Origin of the sequence: Nocardia gipuzkoensis (assembly GCF_021183645.1) — a bacterium.
Classification (GTDB): Bacteria; Actinomycetota; Actinomycetes; order Mycobacteriales; family Mycobacteriaceae; genus Nocardia; species Nocardia abscessus.
The window spans coordinates 3,881,335-3,905,481 of the sequence record NZ_CP089225.1; the positions used below are offsets into that span (position 1 = coordinate 3,881,335).

Here is a 24,147-nt window from a genome sequence, read left to right on the forward strand (position 1 = left end):
CGCCCGGCCCCTGTGGTCCACCGCCGACCTGGCAAGCTCGAGCCCATGCGCAAGCTCTACGTGATCGGCATCGGCGCCGGGGATCCCGACCAGGTCACCGTGCAGGCGATCAAGGCGATGCGCCAGGTCGAGACGTTCTTCGTGATCGGCAAGGGCGAGACCAAGCGGGAACTGGTCGACGTGCGGACCGCGATCCTCGACGCGCACATGGACCGGCCGTACCGGATCGTCCCGATCGCCGACCCGCCGCGCGACCGGACGCCCGCCGACTACCTGGATGTTGTCGACGACTGGCACGATCGCCGGTCGGCGCTGCTGGAGTCGGCGTTCGCCGCGGCCGAGGGCGTCGGCGGCATCCTGGTCTGGGGCGATCCCGCGCTGTACGACAGCACGCTGCGCATGGTCGAACGGGTGCTCGCCCGTGGCGTGGCGCACTTCGAGCACGAGGTCGTTCCCGGCATCACCAGCGCCCAGGCGCTGGCCGCGCGGCATCGGATCGTGCTGCACGGAATCGGTGAACCGGTGTGCATCACCACCGGCCGCCGCCTGCGCGAGGAGGGGCTCGGCGCGGAGAACGCGCTCGTGATGCTGGACGGCGAGTGCTCGTTCACGGCGATCGCGGACGAGGACGTGCACATCTGGTGGGGCGCCTACCTCGGTATGCCGGACGAGACGCTGATCGAGGGACCGCTGCCCGTGGTGCGGGAGTTGATCGTCCGCCGCCGCGCCGAGTTGCGCGAGCGCAAGGGCTGGATCATGGACATCTACCTGCTGCGCCGCGGCGGGTGAGCCGCCCGGCGCCACGCGAGAACCGGGAGGTTGTCGTCCGGGCTGGGTAGTCTGGTGCCGTGCCAGAGCTACCGGAAGTGGAGGCGTTGGCGCAGTTCCTGCGGGAGCATGCGGTCGGCGCCGTGGTCGGCCGCGTCGACGTGGCCGCGCTGAGCGCCGTCAAGACCTTCGAGCCTCCCGTGACGGCGCTGTCCGGCCGAGACGTCACCGGTGCGGGGCGCTGGGGCAAATTCCTCGGGATGGAATGCGATGGGCTGTGGCTCGTCACGCATCTGTCGCGCGGCGGATGGCTGCGCTGGATCGACGAGCCGAGCCCGACGCCGCCCAAACCGGGCGGCAAGAGCCCGCTGGCACTGCGGGTGCATTTCTTCACGCCGGAAGGCGCCACGCCCGCGTTCGATCTGACCGAGGCGGGCACCAAGAAGCGGCTGGCGGTGTACGTCGTGGAGGACCCGAAGGCGGTGCCCGGCATCGCCCGGCTGGGTCCCGACGCGCTGGAAGTGACCCAGGCGCAGTTCGCCGACCTCCTGGACGGCACTTCGCAGCGGATCAAAACCGCGCTGGTCGACCAGACGCTGCTGGCGGGCGTCGGCAACGCGTATTCCGACGAGATCCTGCACACCGCGCGGATCTCGCCGTTCGCGAACACGAAGACCCTGCCCGCCGACAAGGTGGCCGAGCTCTACACCGCCATGCGTGCCGTGCTCACCGACGCGGTAGGCCGCTCGGTCGGTCAGGACGCCGCCCGCCTCAAGGGCGAGAAGCGCTCGGGCATGCGGGTGCACGCCCGGACCGGGCTGGCCTGCCCGGTCTGCGGCGACACGGTCCGCGAGGTCGCCTACGCCGAGCGGTCGTTCCAGTACTGCCCCACCTGTCAGACCGGCGGCAAGATCCTCGCGGACCGGCGGATGTCGCGGTTGCTGAAGTAGCCGCCCGGCTCAGGTCACCGTGGGAACCCGCACGCCCTGCCAGGCGAGTCGTTTGGCCCGGTCCGGATCGTGTTCCACCCGAGTCGGATAGTCGATGATCAGCGTGGACCTGCGGGCCTCCGTATAGGCGGGCCAGGACGGCAGCGGGGCCCCGGTGCGCGCGAAAGCCAGCCAATTGTCCTGGAACTGGTCGGTGACCGCGCGTAGTCCGCGCCGTCCGCCCGCGGCGGTGATGGCCCGGCCGATCGGGGTGTCGCCGACGCCGAAGACCGCGATGAGATCGGTGGCGTGCGTGGCGCCGAGCCCGGCCAGATGCAGGGCGCGTGGGGCGTAGTCGTATCGGTAGGCGTAGGTGGGCGCGTGCTTGCTGTGGCCTTCCATGACGGTCAGCGAAGGACGCCAGAACGTGTAGTCGCCGCCCGCCTGCACCGCGGCCTTCGGCTGGGGATAACCGGGATAGGCCGCGGCGATCCGGGATTCGGCCTCGGCGGAGTGGCCTAGCGCGGAGCGCAGCCGCTGCGGCGTGGTGGGCAGCTCGTCGGCGAATCTGGCGAAGAGCGTGCCTTCGTCCCGGTTCGTGCCGATGATCAGCGGAACCCGGTGGGCGGAGCCGTTGCTGATCGCGTCGACGGGGGAGCGCGGCAGGAACTCGCCGTCCACCACCGGACAGGCGGGGAAGACGCCCGGTTGTTCCCGCAGCAACTGGGCGATGGTGCGGTCGACGGCGCGGCGGATGTCATTGGGGACAGCGGTGCGCAGCGCGGTGTGCGCGGTGTCCGGCGTGGCGCCCAGCGCGGCGACACAGCGGCGCGCGAAGCCGCGTGCCTCCTCGGCGGTCATCGACCAGTCGGCGGGCGGGCTCTGCGAGATCGCCCGGTGGAACAGGCCCTCGGCCGCCGGAGTGGCCAGCAGGCCGAGCACTGCGTGCGCGCCCGCCGACTCGCCGAAGATCGTCACGTTGCCAGGGTCGCCGCCGAAGGCCGCGATGTTGGTTCGGACCCACTGCAAGGCGGCGAGCTGATCCCGCAATCCGAGGTTCGCGTCGAACGGATGCTCGGCGGTACCGAACTCACTGAAGTCGACATAGCCGAACGCGCCCAACCGGTAGTTCAGCGACACCACCACCACGTCACCGCGCACCGCCAGCCGCGCGCCGGAATACAGCCCGAGCGCCGAGGTCCCGATCAGGTAGCCGCCGCCGTGGATGAAGACCAGCACCGGTCGCGGGCCCGCCGCCGCTGTCGCGGGCGCGGTGACATTCAGTGTCAGAGCGTCCTCGCTGGTCGGCTGGTAGGCGCGCGGCCCGATCCGCGCCCCGGAGCGGTGCTGCATCGCCGCGGAGGTGAATTCCGTCGCCGCCCGCACACCGGACCACGGCTCTACCGGCTGGGGAGCGCGAAATCGCAGGTCCCCGATCGGAGGAGCCGCGTAGGGAATGGACCGCCAGTGCAGTACGCGGCGGCCCCGGCGGCCGCGGACGATTCCGTCGGCGGTCGCGATATCCGTTGTTGCCACCATTTTCAAATGGTAGCTATGAGCGGCGCGCCTCCAACAGTCGCAGCCAGAACTCGCTGACCGCCGGGAAGGCTGGCACCGCGTGCCAGAGCGTGGACAGCGGCACCCCGCCGACCACCGCGATCGTCGCCGCGTGCAATTGCTCGCCCACCTCGGGACCGACGAAGGTCGCGCCCAGCAGTGTGTCGGTCGCGCTGTCGATCACCAGCTTCGCGCGGCCGGCGTAGTCGTCGCGGGACAGCGCCGACCCGGCCACGGCGATGTCGATTTCGACGGTCTCGACCGGATGGCCCGCGTCCCTGGCCGCGGCTTCGGTCAGCCCGACCGAGGCGACCTCGGGCGCGGTGAACACCACCTGCGGCACTTTGCCGTGGTCGGAACTCGCGACGAACCGCGGGTCGTCCAGCGGCCTGCCCTCGGCGCGGGCCGCGATCACGTCACCGCACACCCGGCCCTGGTACTTGCCCATGTGCGTGAGCGCGGCGCGGTGGTTGAGGTCGCCGACCACATACAGCCACTCGCCCTCGACGTCGCGCGCGGTGAGGTGGTCGTCCACCGCGACGTATCCGTCGGGCAGTCCGACCGTGTCCAGGCCGAGTCCCTGCGTGGCGGGCGCGCGTCCGGCCGCCACCACGATCTCGTCGACTTCGAGCGCCGACTCGCCTTCGGGACCACGCAGCCGGATCATGGCCGGACCGCCGTGGATCCAGCCCTCACCGGTGTCCTTCGTGGCCGGGCGCTCGACGGCGGCGGGCTCGGTGCCGAAACGCACCCGCACGCCGGCGTCGGTCAGCGCCGCTGCCACCCGATCGCGCGCGAACGGTTCGGCCGCGGCCAGCAGCGCCGCGCCGCGCACCAGCAGGGTGACCTCGGCCCCGAGCGAGGCCAGCCAGGTCGCCGCCTCGGCGGCCACCACACCGCCGCCGACCACGGCGGCCCGGCGCGGTACCTCGTGCAGATTGGTGACATCACGCGAAGTCCACGGCAGTGCGGAACGCAGGCCCGGCACGTCGGGGATGTTCGCGGTGGTGCCGGTGGCCAGCACGACGGCATGCCCGGCGCGCAGCTGTCGCCCGTCGACCTCGAGCGTGCGCGCACCGGTCAGGCGGCCGGTGCCGCGCACGACGTCGATGCCGTTGCTCCGGGCCCAGTCGACCTGCGTGGAATCGTCGTGCTCGTGGACGAATGCGTCGCGCCGCCGCAGCACCGCCTCGACGTCGAGGCCGTTGGCCGAAACACCCGGCATCGCCAGCGCGGCCGCCAGGACATGGCCCGGACGCAACAGCGCTTTGCTCGGAACGCAGGCCCAGTATGAGCATTCGCCGCCCACGAGTTCACGCTCCACGATGGCGGCTGTGCGGTCGCTGCCCGCGACGGCGTAGGCGGCGGCGTTCTCACCCGCGGGTCCGCCACCGATCACGATGACGTCGTAGTCGGTCGCTGTGCTCGACATCGCCGCGCCTACTGCAGGTAGCCTTCGACCTGCGAGACCGAATTGGCCTGCACCCCGTCCGGGGATTCACCCAGGTCGATCCGCGCCCGGCGATGGCGGAGCAGATCCCAGGCCTGATCCAGCATCACTTCGAGTTCGGCCAGGCGCTGGCGTTCGGTCTTCGGGTCCAATTCCCCGCGGGTGGCCTGCGAGCGCAGCTGGTGCTCCTGGTCGACCAGTTCTTTGATGCGCGCCAAGATGTCCTGTTCGCTCATGCGGACCATGCTACGGCCGGGCGAGGCACTCGGCGGCCAACGGTACGGCCGCGGTGAGCTCCGGCCACGACAGCGCCGTGTAGCCGAGCGCGACACCGAAGTGCGCGCGGCGCGGTCCGAGGTGGTGCCTGGCCAAACCGTCGAGCGCGACACCGCGCGCCTGCCCCGCGGCGACCACGCGCCGCTCGGCCTCGGCCGACTCCACCGGCACGACGACATGCGAACCCGCGTCGTCGCCGAGCACGCCGAGACCGCGGCGGCGCAATTCGGTCACCACCAGCATCCGGCGCGGTGGCAGCGCGCGACGCAGCCTGCGCAGATGCCTGGCCAGGTCACCGTGTGCGGCCAGGGCGAGCAGCACCCGCTGGCCCGCCGGGCTCGGGCCGGTGCCGGTGCGCTCCCGATGGTCCAGCACCGCCTCGGCGACGGCCGGAGCGGCCAGCAGCCAGCCGACACCGAGGGCGGGGGAGAGGATCTTGCTCGTCGTGCCCAAATGGACGACGACATCGGGAGCCATGGTGGCGAGCAACGGCAGCGGCGCGGTGTCGTAGCGCAACTCTCCGTCGTAGTCGTCTTCGATGACGAAGATCCCGGATCGCCGCGCATGCTCGACCAGCTCGACCCGCCGCGCCGCGGGCATGCGCGCGCCGAGCGGGAACTGATGCGCCGGCGTGCAGTACACCGCTTCGATCCGGGGCGGCAGCAGATCGACGCGCAGGCCGTTCTCGTCCACCGGGACGGGAAGGACGTCGACTCCTGCCGCCGCGAAGGCGCCCGCGGCGCGCTGGTAGCCCGGGTCCTCCATGGCCACGGCAGCGCCCGGGCGCAGCAGCGCCGCGGCCAATTCGCCGACGGCGGAGCTGGTTCCGGCGGTGGCGAGCAGCATTGTGTCGCTGCCCGCCCCGATCCCGCGGTGGCGCAGCAGATGCTCGGTGACCGCCGTGCGGAATTCCGGCTCGCCCGCGCGGTCCTTGCGCACGAGCGGCGGATTATCCGCGGCGGCACGCCAGGCGCGGCGCCACGCGGCCGGGTCGATGGCGTCGACGCACGGAGCTCCCGGGGCGAGGTCGAACAGCCGCGGCGCGGGGGCGGTGTCGTGGCGGGCATCGGCGCGCGCGGGCGCCGCGGCCGGCGCGGTCGTCAGATAGGTGCCGGAGCCGCGTCTGCCGGTGATCCAGCCTTCCGCGTGCAGTTGGTCGTAGGCGGCGGCCACCACGGTGCGGCTCACGCCGAGCCGCTCGGCGAGCGCGCGGGTGGACGGCAGGCGGTCGCCGCCGCGCAGCGGTCCGGTGGTCGCGGCACGGCGCACTTGGTCGGCGATCTGCACCGACAGCGGTTGCGCCGAATCACGATCGAGGTCGAGGGGAAGGTCCTCCAGCACGGCTCCTCCTCGAAGTGGACCGCTGGAATTCACGTGAATTGGCACTTTGATAATGCCATTCCCGGCCCGATGCTGGGTGCATGACCGAGACAGTCAGCCCACGGCCTCCACTCTCGCCGACGTCGCGCAGCACACCGACCAGGTTGACCGACCGCGCCAGGACCGATCGCGCCGACTTGGACGCGGTGCTCGACGCCGGGTTGATCTGCCACCTCGGTGTGCTGCTCGGCGGCACACCGGTCGTGCTGCCCACCACCTACGGCCGCGACGGTGACACGCTCTACCTGCACGGTTCCACCGGCGCGGGGAACATGCGCGCGGCACTCGCCGCCGACATCTCGGTTGCGGTGACGCTGGTGGACGGCGTGGTCTACGCGCGTTCGGCCATGCACTTCTCGATGAACTATCGCTCGGCGGTCGTGCTCGGCCGCGCTCGCGAGGTGACCGATCACGAGGAACGCGTGCACGGACTGCGCGTGATCGTCGAGCACGCCGCACCCGGCTCGTGGTCGCGGGTGCGGCCGCCGAGCAAGAAGGAACTCGCCGCGACCGAAGTGCTCGCCTTGGATCTCACCGAGGCATCGGTGAAGATCCGCGAAGGCGGCCCCAAGGACGACGAGGCCGACATCGCGTCAGGCGGCGTCTGGGCGGGCGTCCTTCCCCTGCGTCAGGTATGGGACGCCGCCATCGACTCCCCGGACCTCGATCCCGGGATCCCCGTCCCGGCCGATGTCCTCCAACGCACGGACTCCTGAGCGGCTTTTACCTTCAGAACACGAAATGAGGGCCGTAGCCTGTTGTTTGCGCAATGCCGTTGCGCGCCTCGGCGCGGACGGTGATGAACGGCATCGCGGAGGCGGGGGAAAGACATCCGTTGACATTCAGCGGCGTATTGCTGTGCGCGAAGGTGAAGGGGAACGTCGACTCCCCGTCCAGGTCCGCCTCGGCGATCACCGCCGCGGTCACACTGCCCGGCGCCAGGTTCACGGTGATCTCACCGCCGACTTCGCCGTTGACACCGAAAGTGGTGTCCGCGCCGAGGGCGATGACGGGAGCGACGATTACCGGCAGCTCTTCGAGCATGCCGTGTTCGTTGAGTCCGCCGAAATCGATCCCACCGAATTCGATGACGATCCCGGGAGTGAATTCGACACCTGCGCCGACAGCGCCGGCGATGGATACCGAGATGCCGTCGGAAATGTCCACCGCACAGCCGATCAGATATCCGGCGACGATCTCTCCGCGACGCATTGCCGCGGCGCCGTCGGAAACGACCGAGAAGTCCCCGGACACCTTGACCGCGTGCGCGAACGGAACTCCCAATGCGACGTCACCGCCGGGTACGACGTTGTTGTAATCCACCGACGCGATCAGATGTAGCCCGCGGGTGCCGACCTCCCCTGGCTCGGCCCCCGCCACGGTATGCGAAACAGCGAAAGAGCCTGTGGCGGCAACGACTACCGCGATGATCGCGGCGAGGGTACGCGAATGCTTGCGGTTCATCATGCTCCAGTCGAGTGTCGATCGAATCGGAACTTCGTACGCAAACGGACTCGCACGGCAAATGGGTCGTCGCAGACTCCATTCGGCGTGCGCGGCAGTGCGACTCTATCCGGCGGTGCGGCTGGCGGCGGTGAGGCGCCGACACGGCGAGTCGGCCGGCGAGACCGGTGGGGCGGTCGTCGTCGGCATCGCACCGACCACCGGGATCGGCGAAAGAACCATCCGATTTAATACCAGATTGCCAATAATTCGCCAGAAGTTCGCCGTTGTTGTGCGCGTCGCTACACGAGGTAGCGACAGGCGTGTGAACTCACCACGCGAAGACGCGCAAGCCCGCGGAGCCGAACGCGCGCAGCGCCAGCTCGCGCAACGCATCGGCCGTCGCGATCCGCGCCGGGTCGAGGCCGACCAGGCTCAGTACATAGTCGTCACCGATGCGGCACAGGTAGCCCGAGAGGCGGGTGCGGGGCAGTCGTGCGGCGCCGAGGCCGGGGTGGATGGCACGGGCGGCGACGCCGGTGCAGCGGTGCGGACCGAGCGTGCGCAATGACGCCGGGAGCGTTCCGATGTTGGAGCACAGGATGTCCCGCTCGCCCGCGCCCTTGGACAGCGCGTAGGCCATGCGGTCCGGGATCACCTGCAGGAGCTGTTCGGGCATGCCGCTCGGCGCGGACATGCGCTGGTCGTAGGCGCGGCGGGCCAGGGTGCGAATCGTCGCGGGGGTGTCGGCGCGGGTGATCGCGATGCGGGTCATGGCGAGGTCGTTGTCGACGCGGGGTTCGTCGCGGGTGTCGACGGGCAGGCTCGCCTCGATCTTCTCGTGGGGAAAACCGCTGTCCCACAGTATGTTCGCGACGAGGTGGATGAACAGGCTGTTGGCTGTGCCGCCGTCTCGCGCGGCGGTGCGGTCCCATTCCGCGGCCGGGCATTGCAGGATCGCGCTGTGCGTAGTCTTGTCGGCCTCGCGCGGCTCCTCGTCCCGGATCGGTGCGGCCGGCTGCCGCGGTATCCCGTGCCGGAGCGCCGCCGCGGTCCCGCGCAGGACGATCGACCACTGGCGCCTGGCATCGGACCAATCCGATTCTCGCGCGGAAGGATTCGGTGCAGGCACCCGCGCTCCGCCCAGAGCGTCGTCCACCGCGAGCACCAGCGCCCGGCCGTCGGCCAGCGCGTGCGAGCATGTGAGGGAGACGACCGATCCGCCGTCGTCCAGCGCCGCGCTCGAAAGCCGCCACCCGGGACCGTATTCCGGATCGAGCCCGGCGCCTTGCGCGTCGGCCCAGTCGAGCAGTTCCGCGACCGGGAGCACGCCATCGGCGTGGCCGATCGGATAGGCGCGGACGTTCGGTCGCCAGGCCCGGCGAGCGCCCGGCACCCGCGCTGGAACCACTCTGCGCCCCAGCGGTCCCGAGCGCAGAGCTTCGTGCACCCGCGTCAGCAGCGCGGGGTCCACCCGGTCCGCCGTTCGCCACAGCCCCTGCAGTGCGATCGGGGTGCCCAGCCCGCGATGGGTGCGCAGAAAGATCTCGTCGACGACGCTGAGACGGCCCATCGGGCTCAAGCGCGAGCGCCGTGCCGGCCCGCACCCGCCGCGAAGCGCTGCGCGCCGTCCAGCGCGCCATCGGCCAGTGCCGTCAGCCCGTGCCGGAATTCGTTGCGCAGCGCGGCCTCCTCGGTCATCCCTTCCTGCTCCAGCATCGACATCCGGTCCGAGCGCAGGCAGGTCTGCGGCAGCGCGGCGAGTTCCGCGGCGAGCGCCTCCGCCGCGCCGCGGGCTTCGCCGGTGGGCACCACGCGGTTCACCAACCCGATTTGCAGCGCCTCGTCGGCGCCGACCTCGCGTCCGGTGAGCACCAGATCCATGGCGCGGCCCGCGCCCACGATGCGCGGCAACCGGATGGTGCCGCCATCGATCAGCGGAACGCCCCAGCGGCGGCAGAAGACGCCGAAGGTGCTGTCGCGCTCGGCGACCCGCAAATCGCACCACAGCGCGAGCTCGAGCCCGCCCGCCACCGCGAAACCGGAGACCGCGGCGATCACCGGCTTGGACAGTCGCATCCTGGTCGGGCCCATCGGGCCGTCGCCGTCCTCGGTCGCCTGGTTGGAGCGCTCGGTACCGAGCGCCTTCAGGTCGGCGCCCGCGCAGAACGTGCCGCCGTCGCCCCACAGCACCGCGACCGCCGCGTCGGGGTCGGCGTCGAACTGGCGGAAGGCGGTGGCCAGCGCGGCGGCGGTCGGCCCGTCCACCGCGTTGCGCGCCTCGGGGCGGTGCAGGATCACGGTGGTCACGGGCCCGCTGCGTTCGATCAGTACGGTCACGGGCTCGACCATACGCCGTAAAAGCACCCTTGTGGGAAGAAATGAATTCGTGCTTCACTTCTTGCGTGGCCTACCGCAGAACCCCCGCTGTGCAGGCCCGCCTGGACGCCCAGGCGGGGCTGATCGTGCAGGCCGCGACCAAGGTGCTGTCCGATGGCGGGTATGCCGCGCTGTCCATGGCGGCGGTCGCGGCCGAGGCGGGCGTGGCCACCGGCACCGTCTACAAGAATTTCGACGGCAAGGCCGCTCTGGTGCGGGCGGTGTTCCGGAAAGTCGTCGCCGGCGAGGTCGCCGCGGTCGCCGCGGCCGGTGCGCACGGAACGGCGATCGAACGGGTGACCGCCGCGGTGGAGACTTTCGCCGGTCGTGCGCTGAAGAACCCGAATCTGGCCTACGTGCTGCTCGCCGAGCCGGTCGACGCGGCCGTGGACAGCGAACGCCTGCGCTTCCGGCGCGCGTTCGCCGAGACCTTCGAATCGGCGGTGGCCGAAGGGGTCGCGCGGGCCGAACTGCCACCGCAGGACCCGAGGATCAGCGCGGCCGCGCTGGTCGGCGCGATCGGCGAGGTGCTCGTCGGCCCGCTCGCCGACGAGCCACATGGCGAATCCGTCGTCCCCGAACTCATCGCTTTCGCGATCCGCGCGCTGGGCGTGCGCGCCGACCGCGCTCGGCTGGAATCAGGAGTGTCCGATGCAGACGCATGAAGTCCTCAACCAGGTACCCGACATCGTCCCCTTCGACGCCGCGCGCAACCCGGCGCTGCTCGAGGGCCTGCACCGGGAAGGCGCGGGCTGGGCCGAGGCCGAGGTGCGCGAGCTGGGCGCGCTCGCCGGTGGCGCGCAGGCGGAGGAATGGGGCAGGCTGGCCAACGAATACCCGCCGGTCCTGCGCACCCATGATCGCTACGGTCACCGCATCGACGAGGTCGAGTTCCACCCGCACTGGCACGACTTGATGCGCGTGGCCGTCGAGCACGGCCTGCACGGCGCCCCGTGGCTGGACGACCGCCCGGGCGCGCACGTGGCGCGCGCGGCGAAGTTCTACACCTGGGGCATCGCCGACGCGGGCCATATGTGCCCGATCTCGATGACCTACGCGGTGGTCCCCGCGTTGCGGCACAACGCGGAATTGGCGGCGCGGTTCGAACCCCTGCTCGGCTCCCGCGTCTACGACTTCGGCCTGCGGGAGCCGTCCAGCAAGGCCGGACTCATCGCGGGCATGTCGATGACCGAGAAGCAGGGCGGCTCGGACGTGCGCGCCAACACCACCACCGCGACGCCGCAGCCGGACGGCACCTACCGGATCGTCGGGCACAAATGGTTCACCTCCGCGCCGATGTCGGACATGTTCCTCACCCTGGCGCAGGCGCCCGGCGGCCTGTCCTGCTTCCTGCTGCCCCGGGTGCTGCCGGACGGCGCCCGCAACCCCATCCGCATCCAGCGGCTCAAGGACAAGCTGGGCAACAAGTCCAACGCCTCCTCGGAGATCGAGTACGAGAACGCCGTCGGCTGGCTGGTCGGCGCGGAGGGCGCGGGCGTCAAGACCATCATCGAGATGGTGAACATGACCAGGCTGGACTGCGTGATCGGCTCGGCCACCGGCATGCGGGCGGGCACCGTGTACGCGGTGCATCACGCCAGGCACCGCAAGGCGTTCGGCGCCGAGCTGATCGACCAGCCCGCCATGCGCAACGTGCTGGCCGACCTGGTGATCGAATCCGACGCCGCGACCACCGTGATGATGCGGTTGGCCGGGGCCACCGACCGGGCCGGACAGGATCCGGCCGAGGCGGCGCTGCGGCGCATCGCGCTGGCCGTCACCAAGTACTGGGTGTGCAAGCGGGCCCCCGCGCACGCGGCCGAGGCGCTGGAATGCCTGGGCGGCAACGGATATGCCGAGGAATCCGGCATGCCGCGGCTGTACCGGGAAGCGCCGCTGATGTCCATCTGGGAGGGGTCGGGCAACGTCGCGGCGCTGGACGCGTTGCGCGCCATGGGACGCCAGCCGGAGACGGTCGAGGCGTACTTCCACGAGGTGTCCCTGGCCAAGGGCGCGAACCCGCGCCTGGACGACGCGATCGCCCTGGTCGGCAAGGAGCTGTCGGATCTCGACGACATCGAATACCGCGCCCGGCGCGTGGTGGAGCTGATGGCGCTCGTGCTCCAGGGCGCGCAACTGGTTCGCCACGGTCACCCCGCGGTCGCCGACGCGTTCTGCGCCACTCGGCTCGGTGACGACTGGGGCATCGCCTTCGGCACGCTGCCCACGGGAGTGGACACCGGCGCGATCATCGAGCGCGCGTTCGTCTGAGCCGCTCGCGTCCCTGAAGACCGGTTCCTGTGCAACCGGTCTCCGTGAACGTCGTGTCTCAGCCCGAGACAAGGGCCGCCGGGACGTGGGGCGGTTGCTCGTTGTCGGGTGTCGTGCGGGTGGTGGCGAGGGGCGGCTCGTTGTCGGGTGTCGTGCGGGTGGTGGCGAGGGGCGGCTCGGCATCAGGTGCCGGACCGGAGGTGGCGGCGAGCGGCGCGAGGCTCGGCTCGCCGCGTATCCGGTCGGGGCGGAGGGATCAAGCAGGGCGAATCAGTACGCGCTCGACCAACGCCGTGTCGCAGTACTCGACCACTTCGCGCAGCTTCCCGTCGGCGACCCGGAAGAGAAAGCAGTAGATCTGATCGTAGGTTTCGCCGCGCGTGGTCACGGCCTGGGCGCGGGCCCGCACGACGACGCGGTCATCCTCGGCGAGGATCAGCTCCGCGGTGCTGCGGTACGCGGTGAACTGCGCCATGAGCGGACGAAGGAGGCCCGCCAGCACCGCGGACTTCGGTTCCCAGGTGCCGCTCCAGGACCAGTCGCCGGGGAACACCCAGCGGAAGTCGTCGGCCATGGCGTCGCTCAGCGCGCGCGTATTGCCGAGGGACATCTGCTCGAAGATGTCGGCGAGCAGCTTTTTGTTCTCCATCGCAGTCACGACTCGACGCTAAAGTCGCCCGGCACATGCGACAAGCGACTGTCTGGCATATCTGGTATGAGCATTACGCATGGATGAGTTCACCGTCGCGGGCCTGCGCGTGGTTCGGGAGGCGGCTGCCTGTGGATCGTTCTCGACTGCGGCGGAGAACCTCGGCTACACCCAATCCGCGGTGTCCCGCCAAATCGCGCTGATGGAGCGGGCCGCCGGTCGCGCACTGTTCGAGCGCCACGCCCGCGGTGTGCGGCCGACCGAGGCCGGACGCATCGTGCTGCGGCACGCGGAGGCGATTCTCGGCGAGTTGGAGCACGCCCGGCACAACATCCGCCATCTGGCGGCGCGCGCGGCAGGCCGCCTGCGCATCGGCGCGTTCTCCACCGCGACGGCCGCCTTGGTGCCCCGCGCGATCGCCGCCACGGCCGTCCGCGATCGGCAGCTGCGGATCTCGTTGCGGGAGGGGCTCAGTCCCCGGCTGCTCGCTGCCGTCGCGCGAGAACGCCTCGACCTCGCCGTGGTGACCGCGCCGGACACCCTGCCCAGCGGCGTGGCGATCGAACCGCTGCTGGACGATCCGCTGCTCGTCGCGGTCGCGTCCACGCATCCGCTCGCGGGAGCCACCAGCGCGCCGCCCGATCTGCTGCGCGCCGAACGGTGGATCGCGGGCAGCCAGGAGCCGGCCGCCACCCTTCTCGGTGCGTGGCGCGATCCCGGCTGGGAGCCGGATATCGCCTTCGTCGCCCGCGACTGGTTCGCCAAACTCGGCTTGGTCGCGGCCGGACTGGGCATCACCGTGGTTCCCGGCATCGCCGTTCCCGTCCTGCCGCCGACCATCGCGCTGCTCCGGATCGATCACCCGGCCGCGGTGCGGCGGACCGTCCTCGCCCACGGTGGCGACCGCGGCGCCGCCGGACCTCGTGGTCTGTTCGCCGAGGCGCTGCGCGACCAGGCGGCAGAGTTGTCCGCCCAAGTGCGCCAGCGTCTTCGCGGTGGCGGGTGAGCGCCGCCGATATCGGTCGGCCTGCGCGCGGCGAAGACCGTCAGGAGCGCGATCGTCCGCGCGAGTTCGCGGGTGAGCCATGAGATGGCCCGCGGCGGTAGTGTTGCGGCGGTGGCAGGGGAGTTCGTGCAGCGACCGGTGAGCTGGTTGGTCCGGCGGGTGCTCGACCGGGCCGCGCGGGGGCGGTATCTGCTCGGTATCGCGGGGCCGCCGGGCGCGGGCAAATCCACCTTGTCGGTCGCGTTGCGCGATGCGATCAATGCCGAGGCGGGCGGCACGGTCGCCGAGATCGCACCCATGGACGGATATCACCTGGGCAACGACGTCCTGCGCGCGATGGAAAGCCTCGCGCGCAAAGGCGAGCCGGACACCTTCGACGTCGACGGCTACGTCACGGGGCTGCGCCGCCTGCGCACCACGCCGGTGGGTGCCCCGGTGCCATGGCCGACGTTCGACCGGTCCATCGATGCGCCGGTGCCCGGCGGCGTGGTGCTCGATCGGCAGCCCATCATCCTGACCGAGGGCAACTACCTGCTGCTCGACGACTTCGAGGGGCGGCGGTGGTCGGCGGTCCGCGCCCTGCTCGACGAATGCTGGTACTTGGACGCCGCGCGCGACGTGATCGAGAATCGCCTGCTGGACAGACACATTCGCGGCGGTCGCACTCCCGCGGCGGCCCGCCACAAAGTGCACGACAGCGACTTACGCAACGCGGACCTCGTCGCGACCACGAGGGAGCGCGCCGACCTCGTACTGCGCTGGCACGCGGAAGGCTACGCGGTCCTCGACCGCTGAGGCACGACGCGTCGTGCGCGGCTGCCGTCCTCGTCCGCCGAGCCGAACCGACGCGGCGCGTGCCACGTCGGACCCCGACGGCGCAGGCCGCCGGTCAGAGGGTGGCAGGCACCGCGCCGCGTTCGGCCCGCAGCAGCTGCCTGCGCTTGCCGTCCTTGAACCCCCAGGTGAACGAACCCGGCTCGCGTGCCTCGTCGGCCAGTTCCTTGACGACGTTCTTGCAGGCGATTTCCTTGATCTTCGCGGCCAGGCGACCGCCGATGTAGAACCTGTTCGCGGTGTCGTCCCTGGCGGCGACCTGGAGGGTGGCGGCGCGACGGCCCAGGGCGATGCACTGGCCGAAGTAACCCACGTCGATGGCCGCGGGCTGCGTACCCGCGATCCGGGCCAGCACCGTGTCCGCGGCGTGGGCGCCCAGCGGACGCGCGGTCTGGCAGCTCATTCGCAACGGCAGGTCCGACGGTGCCGCCGAATCCCCCGCCGCGACGATGCGGATGTCGTCCACGCTCGTCAACGTCTCGTCGGTGAGCAGGCGGCCGACCGCGTCGGTGCTCAGCCCACTGCGGGCGGCCAGGTCCGGCACGCCGAAACCGGCGGTCCAGATGGTCACCGTGCTCCGCAGCGTGTGGCCGCCACTGAGCCGCACGAAATCCGGCGTCACGGCCGTCACCTTCGAGCAGGGACCTTCGAGCACGGTCACCCCGAGCTCGGCCAGCCGCTTGGCCACCGAGCGCCGCCCCCGAGGATGCAGGTACGGGCCGAGCGCCCCACCGCACGCCACGGTCACCCGGCGACCCTGCTCCGCCAGCTCGGCGGCGATCTCGATGCCGGTCGCACCGGCTCCCACGACGGTCACCGCTGCCGTCACCGGCGCGGCGTCCAAGACCGGCCGCAGCCGCCGCGCCTCCTCCAGAGTGGCGACCGGATAGGCGAACTCGGCCGCTCCCGGCACGTCCGGATCGGCGCTGCCACTGCCCACCGCGTACACCAGATAGTCGTAGCTCGCCGTGCCACCGGTCGCCAAGGCCACGCTGCGCTCGGCCGCGTCGATCCGGGTCACGGTGTCGACCACGAGCCGGACGCGCTCGCCCAGGATCTCGCGGTAGTCGACGACCGCCTGGTGCGAACCGCCGACCAGTTGATGCAGGCGGATCCGCTCGACGAAGGCCGGGCGCGGGTTGATCAGAGTCACTGTCACGTCGTCACGCTGCGTCAGGCGATTGGCGGCCAAGACGCCGGCGTATCCGCCGCCGACCACGACCACATCGATGTTTCCAGTCATGGCGTCTCCTTCGTTCGAGGGCTTCGGACACAAGACACCGCGTAACCGATCCTTGTGACACCTGGTGAGCCGGATCACGTCCTCGTGTCGCCGAGACAGGGCGGCCCGCGGCGAGCCAACCGCGCATCGCGTCCGGCGCGTGCAGCGGCCAACGCGGTCTACCTGGGCAGATGATGGAGCGATGACGGAGAATCGCGCAGTCGGCAGGTCATCGCGCCTTGTGCACAATGTGCCGGCCGTGGTGTGCGCTCTGCTGTTCTACTACTTTCTGCCGCTGGAGAGTGTGCCGCTCGGTCGCCCCGCCGCGGTGCTCGGGCTGGTCGCCTTCGTCGTCGGAGTCGCCGGCCTGATCTGGCTGGCTCGGTGGCGCGTCCGCCGCTACTTCCTCGATCCGCGAGCGACCAGCGGGCGGATCAACGACGTGCTGCTCGTGGTCTGCGTCGTGGTGACGTTCTTCGCCCTCTACTACTACGTGCTCGAACAGCGCGCGCCCGGCCAGTTCGCCGGACTGCACACGCGAACCGACGCGCTCTACTACACGATCGTCACTCTCGGGACCGTCGGCTACGGCGACGTGCATGCGGTCGGGCCCGCGGCGAAAGTGGCCACCATGGTGCAAGTCGTCTTCGATCTCGGCGTCATCGGCACCTTGATCGCGATAGGCACTTCGCTCATCGTCCGCCGGCTCGACGAGGCGCAGCGCAAAAGCCCGCCCGGCGGGGCTGACTAGCGTCGCGGGCTGGATCAGCGGTGCGCGCGGTACCAGCGGATGAGCGAGTCGGTCGACGAATCATCCTGTGGCTGTGGCTCTTGCGCGTCGGTGAGCAGCGGGGCCAAGGCGAGGGCCTGCTGCTTGCCGAGTTCGACACCCCACTGATCGAAGCTGTCGATGCCCCAGATGGTGCCCTCCACGAAGACCTGGTGCTCGTAGAGCGCGATGAGCTGACCGACGACCGACGGGGTGAGCCGGGGCGCGAGGATGGTGGTGGAGGGGCGGTTGCCCGGCATCACCTTGTGCGGCACGAGTGCGGGATCGGTGCCCTCGGCGGCGATCTCCTCGGCGGTCTTGCCGAAGGCGAGCACCTTGGTCTGGGCGAACAGGTTGCTCATCAGGATGTCGTGCATGCTGCCGGTGCCGTCGATGGTCGCCAGATCCGCTGTGGGTTGGGCGAATCCGATGAAGTCGGCGGGGATGAGCCGGGTGCCCTGGTGCAGCAGTTGGTAGAAGGCGTGCTGGCCGTTGGTGCCCGGTTCGCCCCAGAAGATCTCGCCGGTGGAGGTGGTGACGGGGGTGCCGTCGGCGCGCACCGATTTGCCGTTGGACTCCATGGTCAACTGCTGCAGATAGGCCGGGAAGCGGGCCAGATCGTTCGAATACGGCAGCACCGCGCGGGAGGCGGCGCCGAAGAAGTTCGAATACCAGACGCCGAGCAGGCCGAGCAGCACCGGGGCGTTCGCCTCCAGCGGCGCCTCGGCGAAGTGCCGATCCACCGCGTGCATCCCGGCGAGGAACTCGGCGAAGCGTTCCTTGCCGATGGTCGCCATCACCGACAGGCCGATCGCCGAGGCCACCGAGTATCGGCCACCGACCCAATCCCAGAAACCGAACATGTTCTCGGTATCGATACCGAATTCCGCGACCCGCTCGGCATTGGTGGATACCGCGACGAAGTGCTCGGCCACGGCGTCCTCGCCGAGCGCGGCGACCAGCCAGCGCCGGGCCGCGGTCGCGTTGGTGAGCGTCTCCAGGGTGGAGAACGTCTTCGAGGCGACGATGAACAGCGTGGTGGCCGGATCCAGGCCGTCCAGCTTCGCGATCAGGTCGGCCGGGTCGACGTTCGAGACGAACCGGGCGCCGATCCCGGCGTCGGCGTAGTGCCGCAGCGCCTGGTGCACCATGACCGGCCCGAGGTCCGAGCCGCCGATGCCGATGTTGACCACCGTCGTGATGCGCTCGCCGGTCGCCCCGCGCCACGCGCCGGAGCGCAGCGCGTCGGTGAACTCGCCCATCCGCCGCAGCACTTCGTGCACCTCGGCGCCCGCATCGGCGCCGTCGATGACCATCGTCTCGCCCACGGGCAGCCGCAGCGCGACATGGCCGACCGCGCGGTTCTCGGAGGTGTTGATGTGCTCGCCCCCGAACATCGCGGCTCGCCGCTCGGGCACACCGGCCTCCCGCGCCAATTCCACCAGCAGATGCAGGGTTTCCCGGTTGACGCGGTGCTTGCTGTAGTCGATGTGCAGATCGCCCACCTCGACGGTCAGCTCGCTGCCCCGCGCCGGATCGTCCGCGAAGAACTCCCTGAGGTGTCGGTCGGCGACGGTGCCGTGATGATCGTGCAGTTTCCGCCATGCCGCCGTCGCGGTGATGTCGCTGCTCACGTTCGCCGAGGGTACAAGCAGGCACGGTCGCGCGCACGGGCGCGTTCGCGGAGAGTCGGGACTGCCGGTGCCGCCGCCGAGGCGAGAATCCGCTGCGCCACATCGGACTTACCGAGGCCACAGGTGCCCGTAGCCGGGGCGACGCGCCGGGCCGAGCCCCTGTCCGACCCGATGGGGGCGGGCGAGATGAGTTCCAGGATGTGCTCCCGGCGCGAGGCATAGTCTGGCGTCATGGGCTCCGAACGTGAACTTCTCGAATCCGTACCGAAGCAACTGTGGATCGCAGGGCGGCCCGTGGACGCCACCGGTGGGGGCACCTTCCCGGTGCACAATCCCGCGACCGGGGAGGTGCTGACACACGTCGCGGACGCGACCCCGGAGGACGCGGTGCGCGCGCTCGACGCGGCCGTCGCGGCACAGGACGAATGGGCGGCCACGGCCGCGCGCGAGCGGGGGGAGATCCTGCGCGAGGTGTTCGAGCAGATCACCGCCCGCGCGGAGGAGTTCGCCCTGCTGATGACCCTGGAAATGGGCAAGGCGCTGCCGGAGAGCCGCAACGAGGTGCGTTACGGCGCCGAGTTCTTCCGCTGGTTCAGCGAGGAGGCCGCCCGGGTGCACGGACGCTACCTGCACGCGCCTTCCGGCACCGGCCGGATCATGGTGCACAAGCAACCGGTCGGCCCCTGCCTGGCCATCACGCCGTGGAATTTCCCGCTCGCCATGGGCACCCGCAAGATCGGCCCCGCGCTGGCGGCGGGCTGCACGATGATCGTCAAACCCGCCTCGGCGACACCGCTGACCATGCTTCTGCTGGCCCAGCTGTGCAGCGCGGCCGGCTTGCCCGACGGCGTGCTCTCGGTGATCACCTCCAGCCGCTCCGGTGCGGTGACCCAGCCGCTGCTCGACGATCCCCGGCTGCGCAAGCTCACCTTCACCGGCTCCACCGAGGTGGGCAAGAAGCTGGTGGAGAAGTCCGCGAACCGGCTGCTGCGCACCTCGATGGAACTCGGCGGGAACGCCCCGTTCGTGGTGTTCGAGGACGCCGACGTGGATGCCGCCGTGCAGGGCGCGATGCTGGCGAAACTGCGCAACGGCGGCGAGGCGTGCACCGCGGCCAATCGGTTCCACGTGCACGAGAGCGTGCTCGAGGAGTTCTCCACCAAGCTGGTGGAGGCGATGTCGAGCAGCGTGCGGCTCGGACCCGGCGCCGACCCGGACACCACACTGGGCCCGCTGATCAACGAGGAGCAACTGCACACGGTGAGCGAACTGGTGGACGACGCCGTCGCGGCCGGTGCGCGGGTGCTGATCGGCGGCAAGGCGCCCGCCGGGCCCGGCTGGTTCTACCCGGCGACCGTCCTGCGGGACGTCCCGCCGCAGGCCAGGATTCTGCGCGAGGAGGTCTTCGGCCCGGTCGCGCCGATCGTGGGCTTCCGGACCGAGGCCGAGGGGCTCGCGGCCGCCAACGATACCGAGTTCGGCTTGGTCAGCTACGTCTACACCCGCGACCTCGATCGCGCCCTGCGGATCGCCGAGGGCCTGGAATCCGGCATGGTGGGCGTCAACCGCGGCGTGATCTCCGACCCCGCGGCCCCCTTCGGCGGCGTCAAGCAGTCCGGTTTCGGCCGGGAGGGTGGCACCGAGGGGATCGAGGAGTACTTGTCCACCAAGTACATCGCACTCACCTGAACGCTTCGCCGGGGTGGGATGCGGCCGATCGGCCCTCGACGCATCCGACCGCGGACATGAAACGACCGCCCCGGGGGTGTGCACACCCGGGGCGGCCTTGTGGAAGCGACGGTTCAGCGAGCGCGCCGCGTGTTTGTCAGGTCAGTGGCCGAGGCGACCGCGCCCGAGGCGCAGCAGCAGCATGGCGAGGGTGTGGCCTTCCTGGCCCAGCTCGCTGAACCGCTCCAGCACCTTCATTTCGCGACTGTGCACCAGGCGCGGCCCGCCCGACGCCATGCGCGTCCGGCCGATGATCCGGGAGATCTCCGTGCGCCGCTTGATCGCGGCCAGGATCTCGGCGTCGAGACTGTCGATCTCCTTGCGGAGCTTGTCGATCTCGGCCTCGGTCTGCGGCAACGCGGATTCGGACCCGGTCGTCGTGGCAGGGGTGCTCATCATTCATCTCCTCGTGTCAGAACAAGGATCGGCGCGTGCACGAGGCTCGTTACCGATCAGTTCTTTCACCGTGAAACAGACCTGGTGGGGCCTTGTATTGTCCCCCCAGAAAGGTGTGCTCAGGTACAGGCTCCGCGATCCCGGTGTCCGGCCGGCAGCCGGATCGGATGTCTTGCGAAAGCGCTGAGCATGTCGCCAGTGTGCCACGGGCTGGGGGGTATGCAAAACGGATACGTTTGGGAATCGCGGGAGAGACGCAGGTCGTTTCGCCCAGGCTTCCCATCAGCGGGAGTTCACGCGCCGTTCAGGCATCCGGCGCCGAACCGATACCGATGTCCCCCGGGGCTTCATCTGTGTCGGTGGCCGCCGGTAGCGTGGACGGACGATGGACATCACGGTGGCTCCCAAGACGCAGGCCGGTCGGATCGCGCACCCGGACCCGACACCGAAACCGCCGTTCCCCGGCGGTGACGCAGCGGAGGGGTCGCGGCCTGCCGCCGTGCCCGAGGCGCCGCCCACGGACGCCGAGCGCGAGCGGCAGCGCGTCGAGCGCGAACAGCGGCGCGCCGAGGAAGCCGAGCGCCTGCTCGACGGCCTGAACCCGCAGCAGCGGGCGGCGGTGGTGCACACCGGATCCCCCTTGCTCATCGTGGCGGGCGCGGGCTCGGGCAAAACCGCCGTGCTCACCCGTCGCATCGCCTATCTGCTGGCCGCCCGCGGCGTCACCCCGGGCCAAGTGCTCGCCATCACGTTCACCAACAAGGCCGCCGCGGAGATGCGGGAGCGGGTGACGGGGCTGGTCGGACCGCGTGCGAACACCATGTGGGTGTCGACGTTCCACTCCAGTTGCGTCCGCATCCTGCGTACCCAGGCGGCGCTGCTGCCCGGCCTGAACTCGAACTTCTCCATCTACGACGCGGACGATTCGCGGCGCCTGCTCACCATGATCAGCCGCGACCTGGACATCGACACCAAGAAGTACTCGGCGCGCCTGCTCGCCACCGCGATCTCGAACCTGAAGAACGAGCTCATCGATCCGGCCCGCGCCACCGCGGACGCGGAATCCGACGACACGGAGCTGCCCGGCCTGGTGGCCAGGGTCTACACCGAGTATCAGCGCAGGCTGCGCTCGGCGAACGCGCTGGACTTCGACGACCTGATCGGCGAGACGGTGGCGCTGCTGCAGAACCATCCGCAGGTCGCCGAGTACTACCGCCGCCGGTTCCGGCACGTGCTGGTGGACGAGTACCAGGACACCAACCACGCGCAGTACGTCCTGGTCCGCGAGCTGGTCGGCCACCACGTGGACGAGGAGGCCGAGGATCGGGTCCCGCCGAGCGAACTGTGCGTGGTGGGTGACGCCGACCAGTCCATCTACGCCTTCCGTGGCGCGACGATCCGCAATATCGAGGAGTTCGAGCGCGACTTCCCCGACGCCGAAACCATTCTGCTGGAGCAGAACTATCGCTCCACCCAGCACATCCTCTCCGCCGCCAACGCGGTGATCTCGCGCAACGAGAACCGGCGCGACAAGAAGCTGTGGACCGATTCCGGCGAGGGCGACCTGATCACCGGCTATGTCGCCGACAACGAGCACGACGAGGCGTCGTTCGTGGCGCGCGAGATCGACCGGCTGGTCGACCAGGGCGAGGCCAACTACGGCGATGTCGCGGTGTTCTACCGCACCAACAACAACTCCCGCGCGCTGGAAGAGATCTTCATCCGGATGGGCCTGCCCTACAAGGTGGTCGGCGGCGTCCGCTTCTACGAGCGCAAAGAGGTGCGCGACATCGTCGCCTACCTGCGGGTGCTGGAGAACCCGGAGGACGCGGTGAGCATGCGCCGCATCCTGAACACGCCCCGCCGCGGCATCGGCGACCGCGCCGAAGCCTGCGTGGCGGTCCATGCCGAACAGCGCGGGATCGGTTTCGCCGCCGCGCTGCGCGACGCCGCCGAAGGCAAAGTGGCGCTGCTGAACACCCGCGCCCAGCGCGCCATCGCGAACTTCCTCGACCTGCTCGACGACGTCCGCGCCGCGGGTGAACGCGCGGAATCCGACTTCCCCGACGTGGGCAACGTGGTCGAAGCGGTGCTCGAGCGCACCGGTTATCGCGCCGAGCTGGAGGCGTCCGACGACCCGCAGGACGGCGCCCGGCTGGACAACCTCAACGAATTGGTCAGCGTCGCGCGGGAGTTCAGCTCCGAGGCGCACAACAACGCGGAGGCCGCCCGGCAGGAGGGGCTGCTGCCCGAAGTCGGTGAGGGCGAGCCGGACCCCGGGTCGCTGGCGGCGTTCCTGGAGCGGGTCTCGCTGGTGGCCGACACCGACCAGATTCCGGACGAGGGTTCCGGCGTGGTCACGATGATGACGCTGCACACGGCCAAGGGGCTGGAGTTCCCGGTGGTGTTCGTCACCGGCTGGGAGGACGGGCAGTTCCCGCACATGCGGGCGCTCGGCGATCCGACCGAACTGGCCGAGGAACGCCGCCTCGCCTACGTCGGCATCACCAGGGCCCGGCAGCGGCTGTACCTGACCCGTGCCGTGGTGCGTTCGGGCTGGGGACAGCCGGTGTCGAACCCGGAATCGCGGTTTCTGCAAGAGATCCCCGGTCACCTCATCGATTGGCGGCGGCTCGAACCGGCCGGATCGCCCGGAACGAGGGGTATCCGGCGGCGTGGCGACGACGACGGCCTGGAGCGGGACTGGACGCGCGGTGACGGGTGGTCGCAGCAGCGGCCCGGTTTGCGTGATCGTGGACCGCGCAGGCCCGCTCCCGGCGGTGCGACCCGCAACAACACGAACTTGGTACTCGCCGTGGGTGATCGGGTCAGCGACGACAAGTACGGTCTCGGCCGGGTGATCGCCGCCGAGGGCTTCGGCCCACTGGCCACGGTGACCATCGACTTCGGCACCGCGGGCAAGATCCGGTTGATCCCGCAGTACAGCCGGACGTTGGTCAAGCTCTGAGCGGCGTGGGTCTTCCGGCCCTGCCTGGGAGCGCGCCACGCCGGTAGGGTCCGCGTCGTGGATACGATCGCGCAGCACGTCCTGTGGTTTCTGCCCATGTTGTGGCTCGGCATGGTGCTGGCCATCTCGTTCCTGGAAGCGCCACTGAAGTTCCGGGCTCCCGGGGTGACGCTGCCTCTGGGTCTCGGCATCGGCCGCCTGGTGTTCCGGGCGCTGAACGTCACCGAGGCCGTGCTCGCGGCGCTGCTGGTGGTCGCCGCACTGATCGTCGGGCCGGGCCGGGCGACGTGGCTGTGGCTGGGTGTGGCCGCGGCGCTGCTGGCAGTTCAGATCCTGGTGGTCCGCCCGCCGCTGTCCCGCCGCGCCGATCGTGTGCTGGCGGGCGAGGAACTACCGCGCTCGCACGCTCACTTCTGGTACATCGGCCTGGAGGTCGTCAAGGTCGTCGCGCTGTTCGGTCTCGCGATCGCGGCGGCGCCGTAGGCGCG

General features: G+C 70.4%; 22 protein-coding genes. 11 read left to right on the forward strand and 11 right to left on the reverse strand.

Features of this window, described 5'->3' with window-relative positions:
* Positions 1-45 precede the first annotated feature (45 nt).
* The gene (gene cobF / locus LTT66_RS17135; RefSeq protein ID WP_233068687.1) at positions 46-789 is read left to right on the forward strand and encodes a precorrin-6A synthase (deacetylating); all 744 of its coding nucleotides are present in this window, start codon (positions 46-48) and stop codon (positions 787-789) included.
* Positions 790-848: 59 nt separating this feature from the next.
* Positions 849-1,718 carry an Fpg/Nei family DNA glycosylase gene (locus LTT66_RS17140; RefSeq protein WP_233068688.1) on the forward strand — a complete coding sequence of 290 codons (870 nt, stop codon included), beginning with the start codon at positions 849-851 and terminating at the stop codon, positions 1,716-1,718.
* A 9-nt stretch (positions 1,719-1,727) separates the two neighbouring features.
* Here the strand turns inward: LTT66_RS17140 and LTT66_RS17145 are convergent, their stop codons facing one another.
* The 4 genes from LTT66_RS17145 to pdxR are packed head-to-tail and all read right to left on the reverse strand — an operon-like array spanning position 1,728 to position 6,321.
* Complete coding sequence (locus LTT66_RS17145) at positions 1,728-3,236, reverse strand: carboxylesterase/lipase family protein (protein ID WP_233068698.1); 1,509 nt, start codon at positions 3,234-3,236, stop codon at positions 1,728-1,730.
* Between the two features lie 13 nt (positions 3,237-3,249).
* Complete coding sequence (locus tag LTT66_RS17150) at positions 3,250-4,686, reverse strand: dihydrolipoyl dehydrogenase family protein (protein ID WP_233068700.1); 1,437 nt, start codon at positions 4,684-4,686, stop codon at positions 3,250-3,252.
* Positions 4,687-4,694: 8 nt separating this feature from the next.
* On the reverse strand, positions 4,695-4,940 hold the full coding sequence (locus tag LTT66_RS17155; RefSeq protein ID WP_181719485.1) for a DUF2630 family protein: 246 nt from the start codon (positions 4,938-4,940) through the stop codon (positions 4,695-4,697).
* Between the two features lie 10 nt (positions 4,941-4,950).
* Entirely contained in the window at positions 4,951-6,321 is a 1,371-nt protein-coding gene (gene pdxR / locus LTT66_RS17160; RefSeq protein WP_233068703.1) for a MocR-like pyridoxine biosynthesis transcription factor PdxR, read from the reverse strand.
* An 80-nt stretch (positions 6,322-6,401) separates the two neighbouring features.
* Here pdxR and LTT66_RS17165 point away from each other — a divergent pair, with 80 nt between their 5' ends.
* Positions 6,402-7,076: a pyridoxamine 5'-phosphate oxidase family protein gene (locus LTT66_RS17165; protein WP_233068705.1), complete on the forward strand. Its 675-nt coding sequence runs from the start codon at positions 6,402-6,404 to the stop codon at positions 7,074-7,076.
* A gap of 13 nt (positions 7,077-7,089) precedes the next feature.
* Here the strand turns inward: LTT66_RS17165 and LTT66_RS17170 are convergent, their stop codons facing one another.
* The 3 genes from LTT66_RS17170 to LTT66_RS17180 all read right to left on the reverse strand — a co-directional run bounded on the left by LTT66_RS17170 (position 7,090) and on the right by LTT66_RS17180 (position 10,155).
* Positions 7,090-7,683 carry an MspA family porin gene (locus LTT66_RS17170; RefSeq protein WP_233068711.1) on the reverse strand — a complete coding sequence of 198 codons (594 nt, stop codon included), beginning with the start codon at positions 7,681-7,683 and terminating at the stop codon, positions 7,090-7,092.
* A 451-nt stretch (positions 7,684-8,134) separates the two neighbouring features.
* A complete protein-coding gene (locus LTT66_RS17175) occupies positions 8,135-9,376 on the reverse strand; it encodes a hypothetical protein (RefSeq protein ID WP_233068712.1) in 1,242 nt (413 codons plus the stop codon).
* Positions 9,377-9,381: 5 nt separating this feature from the next.
* Complete coding sequence (locus LTT66_RS17180; protein ID WP_233068713.1) at positions 9,382-10,155, reverse strand: crotonase/enoyl-CoA hydratase family protein; 774 nt, start codon at positions 10,153-10,155, stop codon at positions 9,382-9,384.
* Between the two features lie 53 nt (positions 10,156-10,208).
* Here LTT66_RS17180 and LTT66_RS17185 point away from each other — a divergent pair, with 53 nt between their 5' ends.
* On the forward strand, positions 10,209-10,847 hold the full coding sequence (locus LTT66_RS17185; RefSeq protein WP_233068714.1) for a TetR/AcrR family transcriptional regulator: 639 nt from the start codon (positions 10,209-10,211) through the stop codon (positions 10,845-10,847).
* Entirely contained in the window at positions 10,834-12,453 is a 1,620-nt protein-coding gene (locus LTT66_RS17190; RefSeq protein WP_233068716.1) for an acyl-CoA dehydrogenase family protein, read from the forward strand. The genes LTT66_RS17185 and LTT66_RS17190 overlap by 14 nt, the downstream gene beginning before the upstream one ends.
* A gap of 256 nt (positions 12,454-12,709) precedes the next feature.
* On the opposite strand, the gene LTT66_RS17195 is transcribed toward LTT66_RS17190, so the two are convergent.
* Positions 12,710-13,102, reverse strand: coding sequence for a nuclear transport factor 2 family protein (locus LTT66_RS17195; RefSeq protein ID WP_233069295.1), 393 nt, complete (start codon positions 13,100-13,102; stop codon positions 12,710-12,712).
* Positions 13,103-13,181: 79 nt separating this feature from the next.
* Here LTT66_RS17195 and LTT66_RS17200 point away from each other — a divergent pair, with 79 nt between their 5' ends.
* A complete protein-coding gene (locus LTT66_RS17200) occupies positions 13,182-14,108 on the forward strand; it encodes a LysR family transcriptional regulator (protein ID WP_233068718.1) in 927 nt (308 codons plus the stop codon).
* Between the two features lie 111 nt (positions 14,109-14,219).
* Positions 14,220-14,903 carry a nucleoside/nucleotide kinase family protein gene (locus tag LTT66_RS17205; protein WP_233068720.1) on the forward strand — a complete coding sequence of 228 codons (684 nt, stop codon included), beginning with the start codon at positions 14,220-14,222 and terminating at the stop codon, positions 14,901-14,903.
* 94 nt (positions 14,904-14,997) lie between these two features.
* Here the strand turns inward: LTT66_RS17205 and LTT66_RS17210 are convergent, their stop codons facing one another.
* Positions 14,998-16,185 carry an NAD(P)/FAD-dependent oxidoreductase gene (locus LTT66_RS17210; protein ID WP_233068722.1) on the reverse strand — a complete coding sequence of 396 codons (1,188 nt, stop codon included), beginning with the start codon at positions 16,183-16,185 and terminating at the stop codon, positions 14,998-15,000.
* A gap of 181 nt (positions 16,186-16,366) precedes the next feature.
* On the opposite strand from LTT66_RS17210, the gene LTT66_RS17215 reads away from it, so the two are divergent.
* Positions 16,367-16,915: a potassium channel family protein gene (locus LTT66_RS17215; protein WP_233068724.1), complete on the forward strand. Its 549-nt coding sequence runs from the start codon at positions 16,367-16,369 to the stop codon at positions 16,913-16,915.
* 14 nt (positions 16,916-16,929) lie between these two features.
* On the opposite strand, the gene pgi is transcribed toward LTT66_RS17215, so the two are convergent.
* Positions 16,930-18,567: a glucose-6-phosphate isomerase gene (gene pgi / locus LTT66_RS17220; protein WP_233068732.1), complete on the reverse strand. Its 1,638-nt coding sequence runs from the start codon at positions 18,565-18,567 to the stop codon at positions 16,930-16,932.
* Positions 18,568-18,798: 231 nt separating this feature from the next.
* Here pgi and LTT66_RS17225 point away from each other — a divergent pair, with 231 nt between their 5' ends.
* A complete protein-coding gene (locus tag LTT66_RS17225; RefSeq protein WP_195068976.1) occupies positions 18,799-20,256 on the forward strand; it encodes an NAD-dependent succinate-semialdehyde dehydrogenase in 1,458 nt (485 codons plus the stop codon).
* Positions 20,257-20,397: 141 nt separating this feature from the next.
* Here LTT66_RS17225 and LTT66_RS17230 read toward each other — a convergent pair whose 3' ends face one another.
* The gene (locus LTT66_RS17230) at positions 20,398-20,691 is read right to left on the reverse strand and encodes a chorismate mutase (RefSeq protein ID WP_083899637.1); all 294 of its coding nucleotides are present in this window, start codon (positions 20,689-20,691) and stop codon (positions 20,398-20,400) included.
* Between the two features lie 385 nt (positions 20,692-21,076).
* Between LTT66_RS17230 and pcrA the strand changes: the two genes are divergently transcribed.
* Together pcrA and LTT66_RS17240 are read left to right on the forward strand one after the other, a co-directional pair.
* The gene (pcrA, locus tag LTT66_RS17235) at positions 21,077-23,659 is read left to right on the forward strand and encodes a DNA helicase PcrA (RefSeq protein ID WP_233068733.1); all 2,583 of its coding nucleotides are present in this window, start codon (positions 21,077-21,079) and stop codon (positions 23,657-23,659) included.
* A gap of 57 nt (positions 23,660-23,716) precedes the next feature.
* On the forward strand, positions 23,717-24,142 hold the full coding sequence (locus tag LTT66_RS17240) for a hypothetical protein (protein ID WP_195068978.1): 426 nt from the start codon (positions 23,717-23,719) through the stop codon (positions 24,140-24,142).
* The last annotated feature ends 5 nt before the right edge of the window (positions 24,143-24,147 follow it).